This window comes from Desulfosporosinus cupriresistens (assembly GCF_001707885.1).
Classification (GTDB): domain Bacteria; phylum Bacillota; class Desulfitobacteriia; order Desulfitobacteriales; family Desulfitobacteriaceae; genus Desulfosporosinus.
Genome location: NZ_MASS01000021.1, coordinates 24,315 through 41,627, shown reverse-complemented (window position 1 = coordinate 41,627; position 17,313 = coordinate 24,315). Strand labels below are relative to the sequence as shown.

The 17,313-nt window shown below is 42.8% G+C and carries 15 protein-coding genes and 2 riboswitches; of the genes, 11 read left to right on the top strand and 4 right to left on the bottom strand.

Going from position 1 to position 17,313, the window contains the following annotated elements:
- Positions 1-142: 142 nt before the first annotated feature.
- Complete coding sequence (locus tag DSBG_RS24035) at positions 143-268, bottom strand: hypothetical protein (protein ID WP_282434210.1); 126 nt, start codon at positions 266-268, stop codon at positions 143-145.
- Between the two features lie 249 nt (positions 269-517).
- Positions 518-694: riboswitch (cobalamin riboswitch) on the top strand.
- A 105-nt stretch (positions 695-799) separates the two neighbouring features.
- On the opposite strand from DSBG_RS24035, the gene DSBG_RS10370 reads away from it, so the two are divergent.
- The 9 genes from DSBG_RS10370 to asrC all read left to right on the top strand — a co-directional run bounded on the left by DSBG_RS10370 (position 800) and on the right by asrC (position 12,545).
- Entirely contained in the window at positions 800-2,173 is a 1,374-nt protein-coding gene (locus tag DSBG_RS10370; protein WP_068964215.1) for a UbiD family decarboxylase, read from the top strand.
- A 60-nt stretch (positions 2,174-2,233) separates the two neighbouring features.
- The gene (locus DSBG_RS10365) at positions 2,234-4,351 is read left to right on the top strand and encodes a hydantoinase/oxoprolinase family protein (RefSeq protein ID WP_068964213.1); all 2,118 of its coding nucleotides are present in this window, start codon (positions 2,234-2,236) and stop codon (positions 4,349-4,351) included.
- Positions 4,332-6,095 (top strand): hydantoinase B/oxoprolinase family protein, encoded by a 1,764-nt coding sequence (locus tag DSBG_RS10360; protein ID WP_068964212.1) that lies wholly within the window; start codon positions 4,332-4,334, stop codon positions 6,093-6,095. Before DSBG_RS10365 ends, DSBG_RS10360 begins: the two co-directional genes overlap by 20 nt.
- Positions 6,096-6,262: 167 nt before the next feature.
- Positions 6,263-6,436: riboswitch (cobalamin riboswitch) on the top strand.
- 70 nt (positions 6,437-6,506) lie between these two features.
- Positions 6,507-8,033 (top strand): ABC transporter ATP-binding protein, encoded by a 1,527-nt coding sequence (locus DSBG_RS10355; RefSeq protein ID WP_068964210.1) that lies wholly within the window; start codon positions 6,507-6,509, stop codon positions 8,031-8,033.
- Between the two features lie 93 nt (positions 8,034-8,126).
- The gene (locus DSBG_RS10350; RefSeq protein WP_068964208.1) at positions 8,127-8,864 is read left to right on the top strand and encodes an energy-coupling factor transporter transmembrane component T family protein; all 738 of its coding nucleotides are present in this window, start codon (positions 8,127-8,129) and stop codon (positions 8,862-8,864) included.
- A gap of 29 nt (positions 8,865-8,893) precedes the next feature.
- Complete coding sequence (locus DSBG_RS10345) at positions 8,894-9,424, top strand: hypothetical protein (RefSeq protein ID WP_068964207.1); 531 nt, start codon at positions 8,894-8,896, stop codon at positions 9,422-9,424.
- 293 nt (positions 9,425-9,717) lie between these two features.
- Positions 9,718-10,728, top strand: coding sequence for an anaerobic sulfite reductase subunit AsrA (gene asrA / locus DSBG_RS10340; protein WP_068964205.1), 1,011 nt, complete (start codon positions 9,718-9,720; stop codon positions 10,726-10,728).
- A complete protein-coding gene (asrB, locus tag DSBG_RS10335; protein WP_068964203.1) occupies positions 10,721-11,542 on the top strand; it encodes an anaerobic sulfite reductase subunit AsrB in 822 nt (273 codons plus the stop codon). Before asrA ends, asrB begins: the two co-directional genes overlap by 8 nt.
- A gap of 16 nt (positions 11,543-11,558) precedes the next feature.
- Positions 11,559-12,545 (top strand): sulfite reductase subunit C, encoded by a 987-nt coding sequence (asrC, locus tag DSBG_RS10330; RefSeq protein WP_068964201.1) that lies wholly within the window; start codon positions 11,559-11,561, stop codon positions 12,543-12,545.
- A 2-nt stretch (positions 12,546-12,547) separates the two neighbouring features.
- On the opposite strand, the gene DSBG_RS10325 is transcribed toward asrC, so the two are convergent.
- The 3 genes from DSBG_RS10325 to DSBG_RS10315 all read right to left on the bottom strand — a co-directional run bounded on the left by DSBG_RS10325 (position 12,548) and on the right by DSBG_RS10315 (position 14,146).
- On the bottom strand, positions 12,548-12,859 hold the full coding sequence (locus tag DSBG_RS10325) for a hypothetical protein (protein WP_242877545.1): 312 nt from the start codon (positions 12,857-12,859) through the stop codon (positions 12,548-12,550).
- A gap of 254 nt (positions 12,860-13,113) precedes the next feature.
- Entirely contained in the window at positions 13,114-13,431 is a 318-nt protein-coding gene (locus DSBG_RS10320; protein ID WP_068964200.1) for an AzlD domain-containing protein, read from the bottom strand.
- A complete protein-coding gene (locus DSBG_RS10315; RefSeq protein WP_083236814.1) occupies positions 13,424-14,146 on the bottom strand; it encodes an AzlC family ABC transporter permease in 723 nt (240 codons plus the stop codon). The genes DSBG_RS10320 and DSBG_RS10315 overlap by 8 nt, the downstream gene beginning before the upstream one ends.
- A 115-nt stretch (positions 14,147-14,261) precedes the next feature.
- Between DSBG_RS10315 and pdxR the strand changes: the two genes are divergently transcribed.
- Both pdxR and wrbA read left to right on the top strand, forming a co-directional pair.
- On the top strand, positions 14,262-15,773 hold the full coding sequence (pdxR, locus tag DSBG_RS10310) for a MocR-like pyridoxine biosynthesis transcription factor PdxR (protein WP_068964198.1): 1,512 nt from the start codon (positions 14,262-14,264) through the stop codon (positions 15,771-15,773).
- Between the two features lie 586 nt (positions 15,774-16,359).
- On the top strand, positions 16,360-16,971 hold the full coding sequence (gene wrbA, locus DSBG_RS10305) for an NAD(P)H:quinone oxidoreductase (protein ID WP_068964196.1): 612 nt from the start codon (positions 16,360-16,362) through the stop codon (positions 16,969-16,971).
- Positions 16,972-17,313: the final 342 nt, after the last annotated feature.

The following is a 17,313-nucleotide window of genomic DNA, read 5'->3' as shown; positions in this document are numbered from 1 at the left end:
ATTTTTGAAAGTCAATGGTTTGTGGGATGCTAAGGCGGAAAAATCGGAAATTTTCAAGTGATTTACAACAGGTGCTTTCTTAAATTTATAAGAAAGCACCTGTTTCTATGAACAATCAACCCTAATTCTTTTGTTTACATCATCATTTTAATAATGATAAATCAATTGTGAATTTATCTCCTACTTGTTTATACTCACCATTCATCTCACCACTTTTATCAGGATATTTAGCGGCGTAAGGCGTGAGTATTAATGTTTTTGCATTCACATCAAGATTTCCATTTATAGTTTCTATTTTAAATAACCCTCCCTATTTATCTCCATGAGATAAATAAAATTCAACTTTATTACCTAAATTATCAGTTCCTGTTAAATTAACATCATATCTTGGTTCTGTTTTAAAATTAGAAACTAAAGCGTAAATTTTTTGCCCTAATGCATGTTTAGAATAATAAATCCGCAAAAAGCAGGAATTATCAAATTTGTGTCGAAAGATTAATTATTCCAATAATAAAACGATAATTTTTATGTTACAGGTGCCCTTAATGGGAGAATAGGGAATCAGGTACTTATCCTGAGCGGACCCACCACTGTGAAGAGAGAGTCTTGTACACTGGCCACTGGCTTTCGCTGGGAAGGCGTACAGAGATGATGACCTTTGAGCCAGAAGACCTGCCTGTAATGTTGATGAGTTTGCCTTGGGCAGACTGTGTGGGCGACGGTAAAGTTCACAGTCTTTGTGACTGTGGGCTTTTTTATCGCCTTTTTTCTGTATTCGAAGTTGGAGGAGGTAAACATCGTGGAACAGGATTTGAGAACATTTATTGAACGAGTTAAACAGCAAAATCCCTTAGAGGTTGTCCGTGTTCAGGAGGAAATTGATCCTAAGTATGAAATAAGTACGTTAATTATGGAATTGGAGAAGGCGCGTCGCTATCCATTGACGATTTTTGAAAAGGTTAAGGGCCATGATATTTCTGTGGTAACCAATGTCCTGGCCCCTCGTGAGCGTTTGGCCTTAGCGATGAACGTAGCTCCCAACGATCTGGCCGCTGAGTTTTCCAAGCGTATTAATCAGCGGATCGAACCTGTGGAGGTAACTGATGCTCCGTTTCAAGAGAATGTCTTTGTAGGCTCTGAGGTTGATCTGTATAAATTGCCGATCTTAACTCACTTTCCGATTGATGCAGGGCCTTACATTACCGCAGGTTTGGTCATTGCTCGAGATCCAGAGACAGGAGTAGAAACTGCAGGTTATCACCGGATGCAATTGAAAGGGAAAGACAAACTAGGCATCAGCCTCCATTCCCGCCAACGTTTATGGGAGTACTTTCGCCGCTCAGAAGAACTAGGTAAGTCACTAGAAGCGAGCATCGTTCTCGGTATCCATCCTAATATTTCCATGGGCTCCATGGCTTTGATACCCTACAATCAAGGAAAGTTTGCAGCTATGGGGGGATTGTTCGGCGCTCCTATGGAAGTCGCTCACTGTAAAACAGTGGATTTGATGGTTCCAGCTTATGCGGAGGTAGTGATTGAAGGGGAAATTGTCGCAGGAGCTCGGGAATCCGAAGGCCCTTTTGCCGAATTTACCAATTATGCCTGTTATCGTAGTACGGAAAATGTTTTCAAAGTTAAAGCGATTCAGTATCGTACAAAACCATTGTTTCAGGATATTACACCCGGCATGAGTTCAGAGCACATTACGATTGTCGCCGTGCAACGAGAAGGGGATGTGTTGAATGCCCTGAACCGAACCCTACCTAACGTTAAGAACGTCCATGCTCCCATTTCAGCTTGCGGGCTATTTCATTGTTACATTTCCATGAAGAAAATTGCTGAAGGCCAGGCCCAGCAGGCGATTTTTACAGCTTTTTCAGTGGACCATAACCTGAAGATGGTAGTTGTAGTCGACGAAGATGTGGATGTCTTTGATGAGCGCCAAGTTCTTTGGGCCATGGCGACCCGGCTGCAGGCAGATAGGGGAGTGACCATCGTGCCTCAACATATGGGAATGGGTTGTACGCTAGATCCGTCCAGTGATGAACTAAGTCGAACGGCAAAAATGGGTATCGATGCAACGAAACCCCTCCAAGGGTTTGCACCCGTGGTAGAAATGTCGACCGAAGTACAACAGCAGATTCGGCGATTCATGGGGTCCTTTGGCTTATAATCGCAGTTCGACATTTGGTCCCCGTCCTGGGGACTTCTTATTTTTCAAAGGAGGATAAACATGTTCGAAATAGCCGTTGATGTCGGGGGAACATTCGCAGACTTTGTGGTTCGAGAGCAGCAAGGGCGCACTTATACTGCCAAAGTCCCATCAAGTTTGGATGATCCTCTGCAACCGATGCTACGTGGTTTAACAGAACTAGCCCATAGATTCGGTCTCTCGCTTCCAGACTTTCTTGGGCAAACGGAGAAATTTATACATGGGACTACCGTAGGGATCAATGCTCTTTTGCAGGGTCAAGGTGTGAAAACTGCCTTAATTACGACGGAGGGCTTTCGTGATGCCTTAGAATTACGTCGTTCCCGTTTGGCTGAACAATGGAATTTCCATCAGGTCTTACCCCCTGTTTTAGTCCCTCGATTTCTGCGCCTTGGACTGCGAGAACGCATGGATTATAGGGGTGTGTCGCTTAAGGCTGTGGATAGTGCGCAAGTGAAAGAAATTGCTGCTTTCTTACAACGAGAAGAGGTAGAAGCCGTTGCTGTTTGCTTGCTCTTTGCTTGTCGCAACCCGGAACACGAAATAGAGTTTAAAGAGCGTTTGCAGATCCATTTGCCCGAACTCTTTATCACCCTTTCCTCGGAACTTTCTTTCCAACTAGGGGAATACGAGCGGACCACAACAACAGTCTTAAATGCGCGTTTGAGTCCTGTGTTAAGTCATTATTTGCAGGACTTGAGGATTCATCTGCGTGATCAAGGACTCAGGGTGCCCATTTCAATTGCCCAAAATAATGGCGGTTTGACTGATTTAGAGCAAGCAAGCCGGCGTGCTGTGCACAGCCTTTTTTCGGGTCCGGCAGGAGGAGTTAAAGGGGGATGGGCACTGGCCCGTGAGCAGGGACTGTCCGAATTGGTTGTGGCCGATATGGGGGGAACCAGCTTCGATGTTTCTTTAATCAGACAAGGGGAAATGGAAATGACTCCCCAGGCAGAGATTGCTGGATACCCAGTTCAACTGCCGATGTTAGATATCCATACTGTCGGGGCTGGCGGAGGAAGTATTGCTTGGTTGGACAAGGGAGGAATGTTGCGGGTTGGACCGCAATCCGCGGGTGCCAAGCCGGGGCCGATTTGCTATGGCTTGGGTGGGCAAGAACCAACGATAACGGATGCAGCGTTAATCATGGGTTTATTAGATAGTTCGGATTTTTTGGGCGGCCGTATGCCGTTGGATGCGCAACTGGCTTACCAGGCTATTGAAACGAAAATAGCTCGTCCTTTAGGATTATCTGTCCACGAAGCGGCCTATGCTATTTATCAGGTGGCTCTTTCCTTGATGATTGATGCCGTCTACTTAATGACTGTAAAAAAAGGGTATGACCCTCGTTCTTTCGCGTTGGCAGCTGTTGGGGGGGCCCTGCCTTTGTTTGCCACAGCTTTAGCAGCAGGGGCAGGTATCCAGCGGGTTGAAGTTCCGGAACTAGCTCCGGTTTTTTGTGCCCAAGGATTGCATCATGCTCGTTTTCAGTTTGAGGTCCTGCGCAGTATCGTTGAAGAGCTGGGAAAAGTACCTAATCCACAATGGTATGATGTTTTTGTTGAGATGCAACATCAGGTCGACCAAGAGTTGACCCGCCTCGGAGTTAAGAGCGAGCAGCGCAGATATGTTTGGTCTGCTGATTTAAAGTACCCTGATCAACATCATGAACTTAATATTACTCTGTCTGGTAACCTTAAAGACCTTGCCGTTTGGCAACAGTTAACGAAGGACTTTCATCATACTCATCAGAAACTTTATGGGTATAGTCAGACGGAGAAGCCTTTAGAACTTGTTAACTTTCGCTTGTTAGCCATAGAGAAGGAAGAACCCTTCTCAGAGTGGAAGGCACAAGGCGCGATGTTCAAAGATCCTAGTATGAACGATGATGTGGCTAAGAATGCCACACCTCGAATTAAGCAACGCTCAATCTACTGGCGTGGGAGTTTTCAAGCGATGAAAGTTTACCCTTGGCAAGGTTTAGAGGTCGGAGGGTGTATCGAAGGGCCCGCTTTAATTCAGAAGGAGTATACGACAATTTTAGTGGAAGAACACTGCCAGGCAAAAATAGATCCGGTAGGAAATCTATCTATTATAATAGGAAAGGATGGGCGTGAAAATGAATGCCAAAATGGATGAGATTATCGAGCGTGCAGTAATCGCCAACCGTCTTGATACAATCACCAAAGAAATGGGCTATGCTTTAGAACGGTCATCCAGGTCCCCAATTTTTGCTGAGGCCTGTGATTTTGCTTGTGGAATCTGTAATGGGGCTGGGGATTTAGTCTCGCAGATCAATGGTATTCCTATTTTAGCGGCGGCTGGTACATTTAGCGTCCAAGAAGTTATCAGAAAATACTCAGGGCAAATCGAAGAGGGTGATGTTTTTATCCTTAATGATCCTTATCAAGGGGGAAATCATCTACCGGATATCGGAATTATTACCCCTTCAGTCGTGGAGGGGGAGGTGCTCTTCTATTGTGTTAGCCGGGCCCATCATGGTGATATCGGAGGTTCTGTGGCGGGGAGTTATAATGCCAAAGCTACGGAGATTTTTCAGGAGGGTTTACGCATCCCACCCATCAAACTTGTGAGCAAGGGGCAGGTAATAATCGAGGTCATGGATCTGATCCTGCAAAATGTCAGAAATCCGCAAATGCTGCAAAATGATTTGTGGGCCCAGATGGGGGCGAACAACATCGGTCTTGCTCGTCTAAGAGAGTTAGTAGGGCATTACTCAGTTGCTAGGATCAAGGGAACGGTTACTTATCTCCTCGATCATGCCGAAAGCCTTACTCGTTCAGCGATTAAACGTTTGCCGGATGGAGCTTATACTGCTGAAGAATGGGTTGATGATGATGGCTTTCAAGAGAAGCCGATCAGGATTAGAGTGACAGTGACCATTAACGGAGAGGAAATGACACTTGATTTTCAAGGTACCGATCCTCAAGTCCAAGGTTTTGTCAATTCTGCCTTAGTCACTAGTACGACCGCTGCTTGGATTGGGGCCCTTTGGGCGTTAGGCTCCGATATTCCCCGCAATAGCGGGGCGTTTCGAGCGATCAAAGTTTGTTTGCCTGAGGGGAGTTTGCTTAACCCTCGGGACCCGGCTCCGGTCACCTTAAGTACACTTACCCCAGCCAGTGAAATCATCAGCGCGATCTTTCAAGCCCTAGATCCAATCGCGGGGGGATGTTTGCCTGCTGGTTTTGGGCGTTACTGTGGGCCATCCTTTTATGGCATTGATCCCCGTAATCAGGGTTTTTACGTGGGTTTTGCTTTTTGCGCATTAGGTTCAGGCGGGGGGATATCCGGGCGAGATGGTTATCCCTATATGGCTCCATTGTCCAATTATGGAGGTGTTCGTGCCCCTAATATTGAAGCGAATGAAATTCAATACCCGCATTTGACCTTGTGCCATGAGCTGGAAATGGACACTGCTGGGTCTGGAATGTGGCGTGGCGGACCGGGTGTTCGTTATAGCCTTAAGTTTTACGGTGAGCCGACGAATATTGTCATGTTTGGTGATGGCATGAAAATTCCCCCCTTTGGTACTTCGTCCGGTCAACCTGGCAGTCTGAACTGTGCCGAATTATCTATGCCAGACGGACAAACGTTGACTCTGGCAAGCAAAGAAAGTGCCCGTACTTTGCCGGAGGGGACGGTACTCACCGTGGTTTCCTCAGGTGGTGGTGGTTGGGGAGACCCCAGACAGCGTGACCCGGAGAGGGTTTGGCAAGATGTTTTGAATGGCCTCATTTCACCGGCCAAGGCTAGGCAGGAATATGGGGTTGTTTTTACAGAAGAGGGGGTTGATTGGGCAGTAACCAAAGAATTACGTTATTATCAGACCGGATGGAACAATCCGCTGGATTTGGGCTAGATTCTGATTTGGGACGAAAATGGGAAACCCTTTTCGTTCGATTTAAGAAGTAATTAGCTTTGAAAAATGTGCAACAATAGCCCGATTGCGCTAACCCCGATGTTTTTCAGCTTAATGTAATCGTTTCCTATTGACAAAATAAATTAATTATTCTATCATAATCTCAAGTGAATAGATTATTTATAGGTGCCCGCAAGGGATAATAGGGAACCAGGTAGCAATCCTGGACGGACCCACCACTGTAATTAGATGTTAAGAATGTACATAGGCCACTGGGGTAACTGGGAAGGCGTACATTTTAGTCTATAAGTCAGGAGACCTGCCTACTAAATATTGCAATTAGGACAATGGTAAAGTTCTAGCTTTTTAATAAGCTAGAACTTTTTTATTTTTAATGTTTTAGGAGTTGCTATGGAAACGATTGCAAAAATTAACATTGAAAGACTTGTATTCCCACATGAAGAAAAACCTGTGCTCAAAAACATTTGTTTTGAGATAAATCAAGGAGATTTCATCGTCATTACCGGGGGTGTAGCCTCTGGTAAATCAGTTTTATTGCACTCCATCACAGGGGCAATCCCTCACTACCATAAAGCCGAATTAACAGGCCAGGTCACCATCCTGGGGAACGATCTCCAGGACATGCACCTCAATAAAATGTCCGACTATGTGGGATATATGATGCAGGAACCTCAGAATCAAATTATCAGTCTAGATGTCTACGAAGAGGTGGCCTTCGGTCTCGGAAACTTGGAAATCCCCCTTCAGCAAATTGATCAGACAGTTAAAAATACTTTGGAATTTGTGGGTCTGGCAGGCTATGAAAACAGACAGACTGCTTCGCTTTCAGGCGGAGAGGCCCAAAGAGTTGTTTTAGCCAGTGTATTGGCCCTTAACGCCCCAATTTTGATTCTTGATCAACCGACTGCTGAACTGGATCCACAGGGTCGAGATGAGCTGTATAGACGGCTAGCTATGTTAAATAAAACTAAGAATTTGACGATTGTTTTGGTCATGGACCGAATCGAAGAAGTCCTTAATTATGCCAACAGAGTCTTCTATATACAGGACGGTGAGATTGTCAAACAGTATGCTCCTGAGGAATATTACAAGGATCAGATCAAGCAACGAAGGGAAAGGTTAAAAAACAACATTCCTTTTCACGCGAGGAACGTTGTGCCCAAGGAAATCGTTGCAGAAATGATCAATGTTACCTACCAGTACAAGAACAATCTACAGGGTTGTGCAGACATTAATTTAGAAATTCATAAGGGCGATTTTTTAACGGTCGTTGGTTTAAATGGCTCTGGGAAATCGACCTTGGCCAAACTGCTTGTCGGGCTGATGAAGCCTTCTAAGGGTGAAATTAAAGTGTTTAATCAGCCCCTAACTAAGGAAAATCTCCCAGAGATCCGTGTGCACACTGGCTTCCTGTTTCAAAACCCTGACTATCAAATCTTTGCCAGCACGTTGGAAGAAGAGGTTGGATTTTCACTAAAGCTAAGGGGTGAACAAAATGAAGTAATTGAACAGAAAATTGATGAATGCCTAAGATTTGTGGGGCTGCAAGATTATAAAAAAATGCATCCACAGCGCTTAAGTCGTGGCCAACGCCAACTTTTGGCACTAGCTTCTATCTTGGTCAATGATCCGAACTTCATCATTGCGGATGAACCGACATCGGGTCTCGACGAAAACCAAGGATATATGATCATGGATAAACTATTCGCTTTAGCGAAAAATGGCAAGACAATCCTGGTTATTACTCATGATCTGACCATGGCTAGAAACTATTCAAACAGGTTGGTTGCCTTGCATAACCACAGGATTCAGCTTGATATTTCGATCAAAGATCTCGATAAGCACCTCGCGACTCTTAATGCTATTGGCCTAGATTTCCATAATATAATTTCATTCAGGGAGCATTCCTGTAAGTAACACGTGATAAGTTCTTTTGGTGAGTTAGCAAGCCTATGAAAAAAGAGGAAAACCAAGAAAATCAAGTTAATACAGGGAGGTTTAAGATATAAGATGGGACTTTCTAAGCTTGATCCCCGGACAAAACTTGTCTGGTATGCTCTGATGATTTATTTTTCGCTGAGTTGTCAAACTGCCGTTCAACTGGGCAGTGTTTTACTAATATGTATTATGGCGTCTCTTATTTTAACTCGTTCATTGAAGCAATATAAGATCATGATTATGATTCTAGTGCTTTTGGGGCTTCAGATACTAATCGTTCAACTGATCTTTTGTCGCGAAGGAGTTTTGATCTATCAATGGGGAATTCTTAAAATCTACAGTGAAGCCATACCTCTAGCGATCACTGGTATCCTGAAAGCTTCTCTTATTTTTTTTGCAAGCATGCAATTCTTCACCTCAGCCTCGCCCCAAGAATTTACCCTAATGCTCATGAAATTCAAAATTCCCTACCGCTATGCCATGCTGGCAGGACTGAGTGTTCGTTTCTTCCCAATCATGAAAGCTGAATACATATCCATAATGGATAGCCAACGTACCCGGGGACTAAAAATGGAAAGCGTCTGGGACAATCTCAGAAGTATCATCCCAACTTTCCTGCCATTTTTATATCGCGCCGTCCGTCGCTCAACTGAAACAGCTCTGGCTATGGAGTTGAGGGGATATGGACGAAGCAGAACCCGAACTTTTTCTTCCGCTTTAGCTATTAAGCAATACGATATTGCGTTAATCACAGCGATGTTATTGGTAATGATCATCAGCCTTACAAGCAAGGTATTACCATTAATATAATTATCATAAATTTAGGAGGAGAGTTAAAAATGAAAGAGAAGTTAGTCAGAACAGATACTAAAGCACTTGTTGGCGCAGTTATTATTGGAATCGTATTTGTGATTATGGAGCAGGTAACTGGACGTATTGATGCTGTTTTGGACCCGACCCTCTTACTGCTCAATGGTACATGCTGGGCATTCTTTACAGGTCTCATAGTTTTAATGTACAAACAACCGGCGGGTATTATAGCTGGTTTAGTTGAAGCTATTGTAGCTATGGCTACAGCTTACTCACCACTGGCCTTTTTCTTCTTATTTGCTAATACCATTGGATCAATTGTCTACTCACTAATTGCCATGAAATTTTCCATGGAAAAATTAAGCCACCATATACTAGCGCAGATCGGTTGTACCGTTACTGGCAATTTATGTGTAATGGCGGGATTAATTTATGTCATTCATCTTGATTGGAAGATCGCACTTATAAGTTCATGCATAACTGCCCTAGTAGGAACAATTGTGGCAGGAATTCTGACGAAGAGTGTTTACGGATCCTTGCGAAAATCAGCATTGCTCTAAAAAACACTCTTTTGGTCGTGATCGGTTTTTGAGAGAAAGGGGCTGTGTTAAAACTTGTTACTATATTTTTCACATCCCCACTTTTGCTTCTATATCATCAAAACACAAGCGTCCTCACTCCACTTTTATAGTGAAATGAGGACGCTTATTGATTGTTGTAACCACTTGAAATTTTGGAGACTGAGTTTTCACACATCCCCTTTATATTCTCATTCTATTGTGATAGGAATCACAGTCACAAAGGAATCAGTGGTTTATACTTGAAGTTAAGAAAATCAGAGGAAGTGTTAAGTTTGGGCTATAAGTATACTGCCGCAGCATTTAATCAACTTCTTGAGAATCTAAGGAAAAAACATCGAGTTTATGCTCCAATCTTATTAAAAGGTAAGGGAAAGTTTTCGGATGCCGATTTGGTTGGTTATGACGAAATAGCGAGAGTTGAAGAGGTTGTATTTAATCAGAAATCGTATTTTTCCCCCAAGGAAACCTTTTATCCGATTACCCAGACACTATTTTATTTTACCGGAGATGAGTTTAAGGAATCCGTCGTCGATGAAAAGGGTATCATTGTTTTCCTTCGCGCTTGTGATATTCAAGCTGTAGAACGTCTGGATAAAATTATGTTAGAAAATGGTCCCTCACCGGACTATTATTATGAGCAGTTGAGAAAGCGCCTTAAATTTATTGTTATGGATTGTCAAGAAAGCTTTGACAGTTGTTTTTGTGTTAGCATGGGGACGAATACCACTAAGAATTATAGTGCTTCTGTGCGTTATGAAAATGGCCTCTACCTTAGTGATGTCAAGATAGATATTGACGGATTGTTTGCTCTCTATGGTGAGCAATTCGAGGTATCTCCCAAGTTTGTTGAGATCAATAGGCAAATGGTTCAGGTTCCGCAAAATCTAAACCTAGAGTCAGTTGCCATAAATCCTATCTGGGAGGAGTATGGTGCTCGCTGTATTGCTTGTGGACGATGTACGGTAGTTTGTCCAAGCTGCAGTTGTTACACGATGCAGGATATTTTCTATGAAGATAATCCTAAATGTGGAGAGAGACGGCGTGTTTGGGCTAGTTGTCATATTGATGGATTTACAGATATGGCAGGTGGGCATAGTTTTCGCCGCACCAACGGGGAACGGATGCGCTTTAAGGTCATGCACAAAATTAACGACTTTAAACAAAGATTTGGAGTTCATATGTGTGTAGGATGTGGACGTTGTGATAATGCCTGTCCTGAATATATCTCCTTGGCTCACTGTATCGATCGATTGGGCAAAGAGGAGGTAGGTAACTGTGGTTAACAATAATTATTTACCATTTAAGGCTAAGATTTTAGACAAGTACCAACAAACTGAACTGGATTGGACATATCGTTTAGAATGCCAAATAAACCCGGTTTTTGGTCAATTTATGGAAGTTTCTCTCCCGGGAGTTGGGGAGTGCCCGATTTCGATCAGTGATTTTGGTGAGGGTTATATTGAAATGACTATTCGCACAGTTGGCCAAGTGACTGAGGGTATTGACAAACTGAACCCGGAAGACCATCTATATCTGCGTGGCCCCTACGGGATTGGGTTTCCGATTGAGTCATTTCATAGTAAACACCTAATTATTGCAACCGGTGGAACCGGATTAGCTCCGGTCAAGAGTGTCATTAATTACTTCTATGCTCATCCAGAACTTCTGAAACAATGTGATATCTTAACCGGGTTTAAAACTCCCAGAGATGTCTTATTTGCAAGCGATTTAGATAAATGGTCGCAAGTCTTTAGGGTTGAAGTCACAGTGGATAAACTGGACGAGTTTGGGAATTTCGAAGTAATACCTAATTCCTGCTCGCGCAAAACGGGCTTAATCACTAGCCTAATCCCAGATGTTCAACTCCCCTCACTTGAGGATGTGCGAGTTGTCATCGTTGGGCCACCTATAATGATGAGATATACCGCTCAAGAATTTCTGTGTAGAGGCTTGAAGCAAGAGCATATCTGGGTTTCCTTCGAACGTAAGATGTCCTGTGGGCTCGGCAAATGTGGGCACTGCAAGATCGACGAGACCTATGTTTGTTTGGAAGGTCCCGTGTTTAATTTTACTAAAGCGCAAACTCTCTTGGATTAAAGTAGGAGGGGTTATTTTGACGATTAATACGAAAAGGGTTATGAAAAATGCCTGGCGTATCACCAAAGACAGGAATCTTACGTGCTTGCGTATTAGGGTGCCTGGCGGGTATTTGCCCGTGAAGTTACTTCCTCTTATCCAGGAGATTGCTGAACGCTTTGGTAATGGCGCAGTTCATATTACTACTCGGCAAGGGTTTGAAATTCCCGGAATCGCCTTCGAACATATGACCGCAATTAATGCTTTGCTTACACCGCTAATTGAAGAACTTGAAGTTAAGATTGGAGTAACTATCGATCAAGCTGATCAAGGATATCCCTCAGCTGGGACACGTAATGTTGTAGCCTGTATTGGCAACAAGGTTTGCACCAATGCTGTGTTTGATACGACGGCTTTAGCGAAAGATATTGAGAAAATAATCTATCCTAATAATCCGCACGTTAAGATTGCTATCACTGGCTGCCCAAATGACTGTGTAAAGGTTCATATGCATGATATAGGAATTCTAGGGCAGGTTGAACCTCTTTATGATGCTCAACGTTGTATAGGCTGCCAGGCCTGTATTAAAAACTGTCACAAGGTTTCGACAGGAGCTCTTACCCTGGTTAATTATAAAGTAAAACGAGATGCCTCACGTTGTATAGGCTGTGGTGAGTGTGTACTAAAATGCCCGACAGCTGCTTGGACTCGAGGAGGACAATATTATCGAGTGGTGATTATGGGGAGAACTGGGAAAAAGAATCCTCGCTTAGCTGCCAGTTTTTTGGAATGGGCAGAACGCGAGGTGGTCTTAAAACTTTGTGCTAACCTTTATGTCTATATTGATAAGCACATTGATCGCTCTCTTCCCAAAGAACATGTGGGGTACATCGTAGATCGAACGGGCTATCCTGTTTTTAAAGAGGAGATGCTGAAGAATGTGGATTTAGGTTCTAAAGCACAACTTGCCAGTTTTTTAAATTTTTCAGGGTCTATGTACGATAAACATGTAATTCTTTCTTAACCCTAATTCTTCAAAGTAAATGTGGTTTCTATCGCGTTCGTGAGCAGCTCTTTCCAAGAATTAAATTTGGTAGTCTTTGCTACATGAGCATCAATGTCTTCATCTGGGATAGCCTCGTAATCTTCCTCGGAATTTATTACAAATCCGCCAGAAGATAGAAGGTCTTCAATTGATTCAAACTGTGTATATTGTTGCATAAACTCAGATGTAAAAAGATCACTAAAAGACATGGAACCCTCACCGCCATTAGCTCCCTTTTGTTGTTGATCTGAATCAACTTCAAAATTGTTGAAACCCTCGATCAAGATTATCACTTCTCCCTTCGAGTTGTTAATATTTTTTGCGGGAATTCGAGGAATCAATAAGATTACAACTTTAGTATTGTCCATTTAAACATGCTTTAACAGGATTCTATTAATTAACTCAAACCGGTTGCCTCCAATTAGAATCAGACATTAATGATTGTTTTTGAATCTCACTAAAAACGTTGCTCCTGTTGAGCAGGTAATTGTTTCTATAACCCCTCATTCAAAGGAATGAGGGGTTATTTAAGGCTATCTACATTAACTTACATTAACTTCAGGACAAACATAATCGACATTCCGAGACATAAGGTGGCAATAATATTCCGGCTCTTATAGGCCACAAAAGCTGCTACTATGCCCGCAATCAGGTAGTGATTGTTTAAACTAAGATCCAAATATCCCTTGGGTAAAAGTAAGGACGGTATGATTAAGGCTGTCAATATAGAAACCGGGACATATTTTAACCATCTGTTTAACCAGGTTGGTACCCCCGTAAATCGGAACAAAGCTAGAGTACCAAATCTGGTGAAATAAGTAACTAAAGTCATCCCGATAATGATGTAAAAAACCTCACTACGCATGGTCACGTTCCCCCTCTAATAAGCCCCCTATTAAACTGGCTGTAAGACAGGCGATAATAATATACCACTTACCAGGTAAATACAGCGCAGCAAATACCGAAACCGCTGCAGCCATACCGAATACAATTAGACTGACGCGATCTGCCAGCAGAGGTACCAGCAATACTAGAAACGTAGCTGGCATGGCAAAATCAAGCCCCCAAGTTAAGGGGTCAGATATGTAACTGCCCAAAACTACTCCCGCTCCAGTAGCCAAAACCCATACCAGATAAAGCACAGTGCTCACGGTCAATTGGTAGGGTACACTGTACCTAGCCTTGTGAATTCGGCTAATGGTTAGGGCATAGGCTTCATCGGTCAAAAAGAAGGCCAAGAGTGCTTGAAGAGGAAACGGCAGTCTAGTCATATAGGGTGCCAAGGATGATCCCATGATCAAATGACGTAAGTTCACCAGTAAGGTAGTAAATATAATAATTCCCCAGCCCGTTACGCCTGCGCCTAGCATGGTAATGCCAATGAACTGTGACGCGCCGGCAAAAACAAAGACAGACATTAAAATAGTTTCTAATCCTGACATTCTTGCCGTAAGCCCCATTATCCCGCAGGTGATACCAAAGGGCACTACCCCGAGCACTACGGGAGTACACTCGCGGAGTGCTACCCATACTTCTTCCATTAATTCGCTTTTACCTGCGAGTCGATCTGATAACTGCATAATAATTCCACCTGCCTTTAATATTTCTTAAATCTTAACGATTGGGAAGGATATTGTAAATATCCAATTGCATAGATATAATGTAAATTGGATACAAAATAAGGAGAAGTGTCAAATGGATATATCCAAATACATGAATAGGGCAGAACTGGATACCTTGGATAAACAGCCGCTCTATCTGCAAATCGCCTTACTTATCGCTGACAAAATCCAAAAGCAAATCCTACCTTCGGGCACGAAGCTTCCTCCTGAGCGGGAATTGGCTAACCTCTTTGCTGTAAGTCGTACAACGGCTATTAATGCCTATCGAAAGTTGGAACAGCAGGGATTGGTATGGACAAAAGTGGGCAGCGGGACTTATGTAGCGCAAGCACATGATGTTGAGTCTTTATCCGAAGTTCCCTGGCCCCAACTATTTACGGCCTATCCTCAAAACCCTTTGGCGTCAATCTTGAGAGATATAGTATCTACTCCTGCCCGTGGTACTATATCTTTGGCCGCAGGTATGCCTGATCCAGCCCTTTATCCTCTGGAGACCTTTACCGAGTTGTTTAACCATAATATTGGAAGGGTCGCCCCTGCCGATTTTGGACATATTCCCGTAGAGGGCTATAATCCATTGAGAAGGGCAATCGCCACAATGTTGAGCGAGAAGGGCATACCGGCTTTGACGGAGAACATTCTCACACTCTCGGGGTCCCAACAAGGGTTATATTTACTTAGCAAAGTGTTATTGGAGCCGGGCGACTATGTAGTAATGGAAGCGCCAACGTTTATTGGAGCTATTCAGGTTTTTCAGGCTGCAGGAGCAAGGGTTCTAAGCTTGCCTTGCTCGGAAAAATTATCATTAGAGCTGTTGGAGGACTTCCTAATTCGCTACCGACCAAAATTGTTATATATCATACCTACATATCAAAACCCGACAGGCAGGGTGATGTCTGCACAAGAGCGCCAAGATTTGATAAAACTTGCCAAACGTCATCGGCTTGTGATAGTGGAAGACGATCCCTATAGTGATTTGTGTTATGGCGAGCAGCCTCCTCAGGCTCTTAAAGCTTTGGATTCCTACGGAGGAGTTGTTTATTTGGGAACCTTCTCCAAAATTCTATTTCCTGGTTTACGTACAGGCTATCTGGCGGGACCGCCTATTTTAATCAACAGGCTTGCTCTGGAAAAACAGTTTATTGACCTGCATACCAACAACATCGCTCAATGGCTTGTGACGATGTTTTTGAATGAAGGGAAGCTGGCCGAGCATCTGACCGCTGTACGGCGGGAATATAAAAAACGCCGAGACACAATGGCAAAAGCTCTCCAGCGTTCTTGTGCAAACGATCTTGAATTTACTGTACCGGAGGGAGGGTTTTACTTTTGGTGTAAGTTAAAACATGCGGGCACGTCCCAGCGAGTCCTCCAAGAAGCTGCAAAAAACCGGATTTCCTTTGTGCCTGGCGCAGCTTTTCATACTGCGCCTACCTTGGATAAAGAGTTTCGCCTCTGTTTTACCACTCACAATGAAGCAGTTTTACTTGAAAGCGTACAGCGTTTGGCTAAAACCTTAACTCAAATAACAAAAAAGAATAAAGACAACGAAGCAATGCCTTGCTCGGTGTGGCCGATTATTTAAACAATTGAGGGAAGCTGACTGTACGGATTTAGGTGAAACAGTAAAAATGTCGGAGAAGCAGTGCCTTATTTTAGAAGGTTATATCAAGGTATAGCTATTGGAAAATATCTTCTTCTGAATTTTACTGTTTAATTGCCAAATGTTTCGGTTCGGAAACAATGGTGGATATATCAATGGATAAAGCGAGATAATAAACCAAAATGGGCTCAGCAGTAAATTCTGCTGAGCCTAATCTTTAGCAAATCCAAATTATTAAACTAATGATTTAAGTTTTTTCAGTATGAAGCAATAACCCAGAGAGAATCGGATTCCATGCTAACATGGGATTCTTATAGTAATTTATAGGTTAGATTAATGAATAATTAAATGTATATAAACAAATAATAAAAATATTTACAAAATAAAAAGGATTTAAATAGGAAGGCGTAGAATGTAATAATTATAAGAGTATCTTAGATATCACCGATCGTTATGAGTAACTCTGAAGTTGATGAGTTGGTATTTTTAGGAGAGAATCGAAAAACCCAGAGGTAATACAATGAATCACCGGACTTTCTTTAGACGTGATAGCGAAAGGGGAATAAGTATGGAAAAGGTTAAATTTGCAGTCATTTATTACAGCATGACAGGAATTAATTATCAGTTGGCTAAGTGGGCAGCAGAAGCTGCACAAGAAGCAGGTGCGGAAGTTCGTATACTCAAGGTCCATGAACTAGCTCCAGAAGCAGCTATTAACAACAATCCAGTTTGGAAGGCAAATGTAGAAGCGACAAAAGATATTGCGGAGGCCACCTCAGAAGATCTTGACTGGGCGGATGCCATTGTTTTTAGTGTTCCGACACGTTTTGGGAATCTTGCTGCCCAGATGAAACAGTTCATTGACCTTCAAGGAGGCTTGTGGTCAAAAGGGAAGCTAATGAATAAGGTTGTCAGTGCCATGTCCTCAGCCCAGAATTCTCATGGCGGACAGGAAGCGACCGTTAAGAGTCTCTATACTTCAATGATGCATTGGGGCGCAATCATTGTTTCGCCTGGATATACAGATGAATCGATTTTTAAAGCAGGGGGTAACCCTTATGGTACTACTGTAACGCAAGGCAAAGATGGAAAAATGGTGGAAGATGTAAAGGATGCTGTATTTCATCAAGCGAAAAGAACCGTTGAAGTTGCTAAATGGTTGAAAAAAGGGAAAGAATGAGATTAATATTTCCCCCAAAAAGTACTTAATCATAAGAATGAACTAACGATCACTATCCCGCTGAGAACAAACAGCGGGAACTTTTTTGTCGACAATTCATTAGGCAAGGCGCTTTTAATATAGAGGCCAAAGGGCCATACTCAATTGATTTCTTATCAAACAGCAACCTAAAATTTAATTATTTTAAATAAAAAAATAAATAAATTTTAAATTAGGAAGGAATTTAATAATTCGCGTAGAATGGTAATACATAAGCAATAAGTAAACAATAATAGGAGGATGAACCATGAGTGATACAAAGGCATCTATCATTTTTATTGTGTTATCGGCGGTACTACTTAT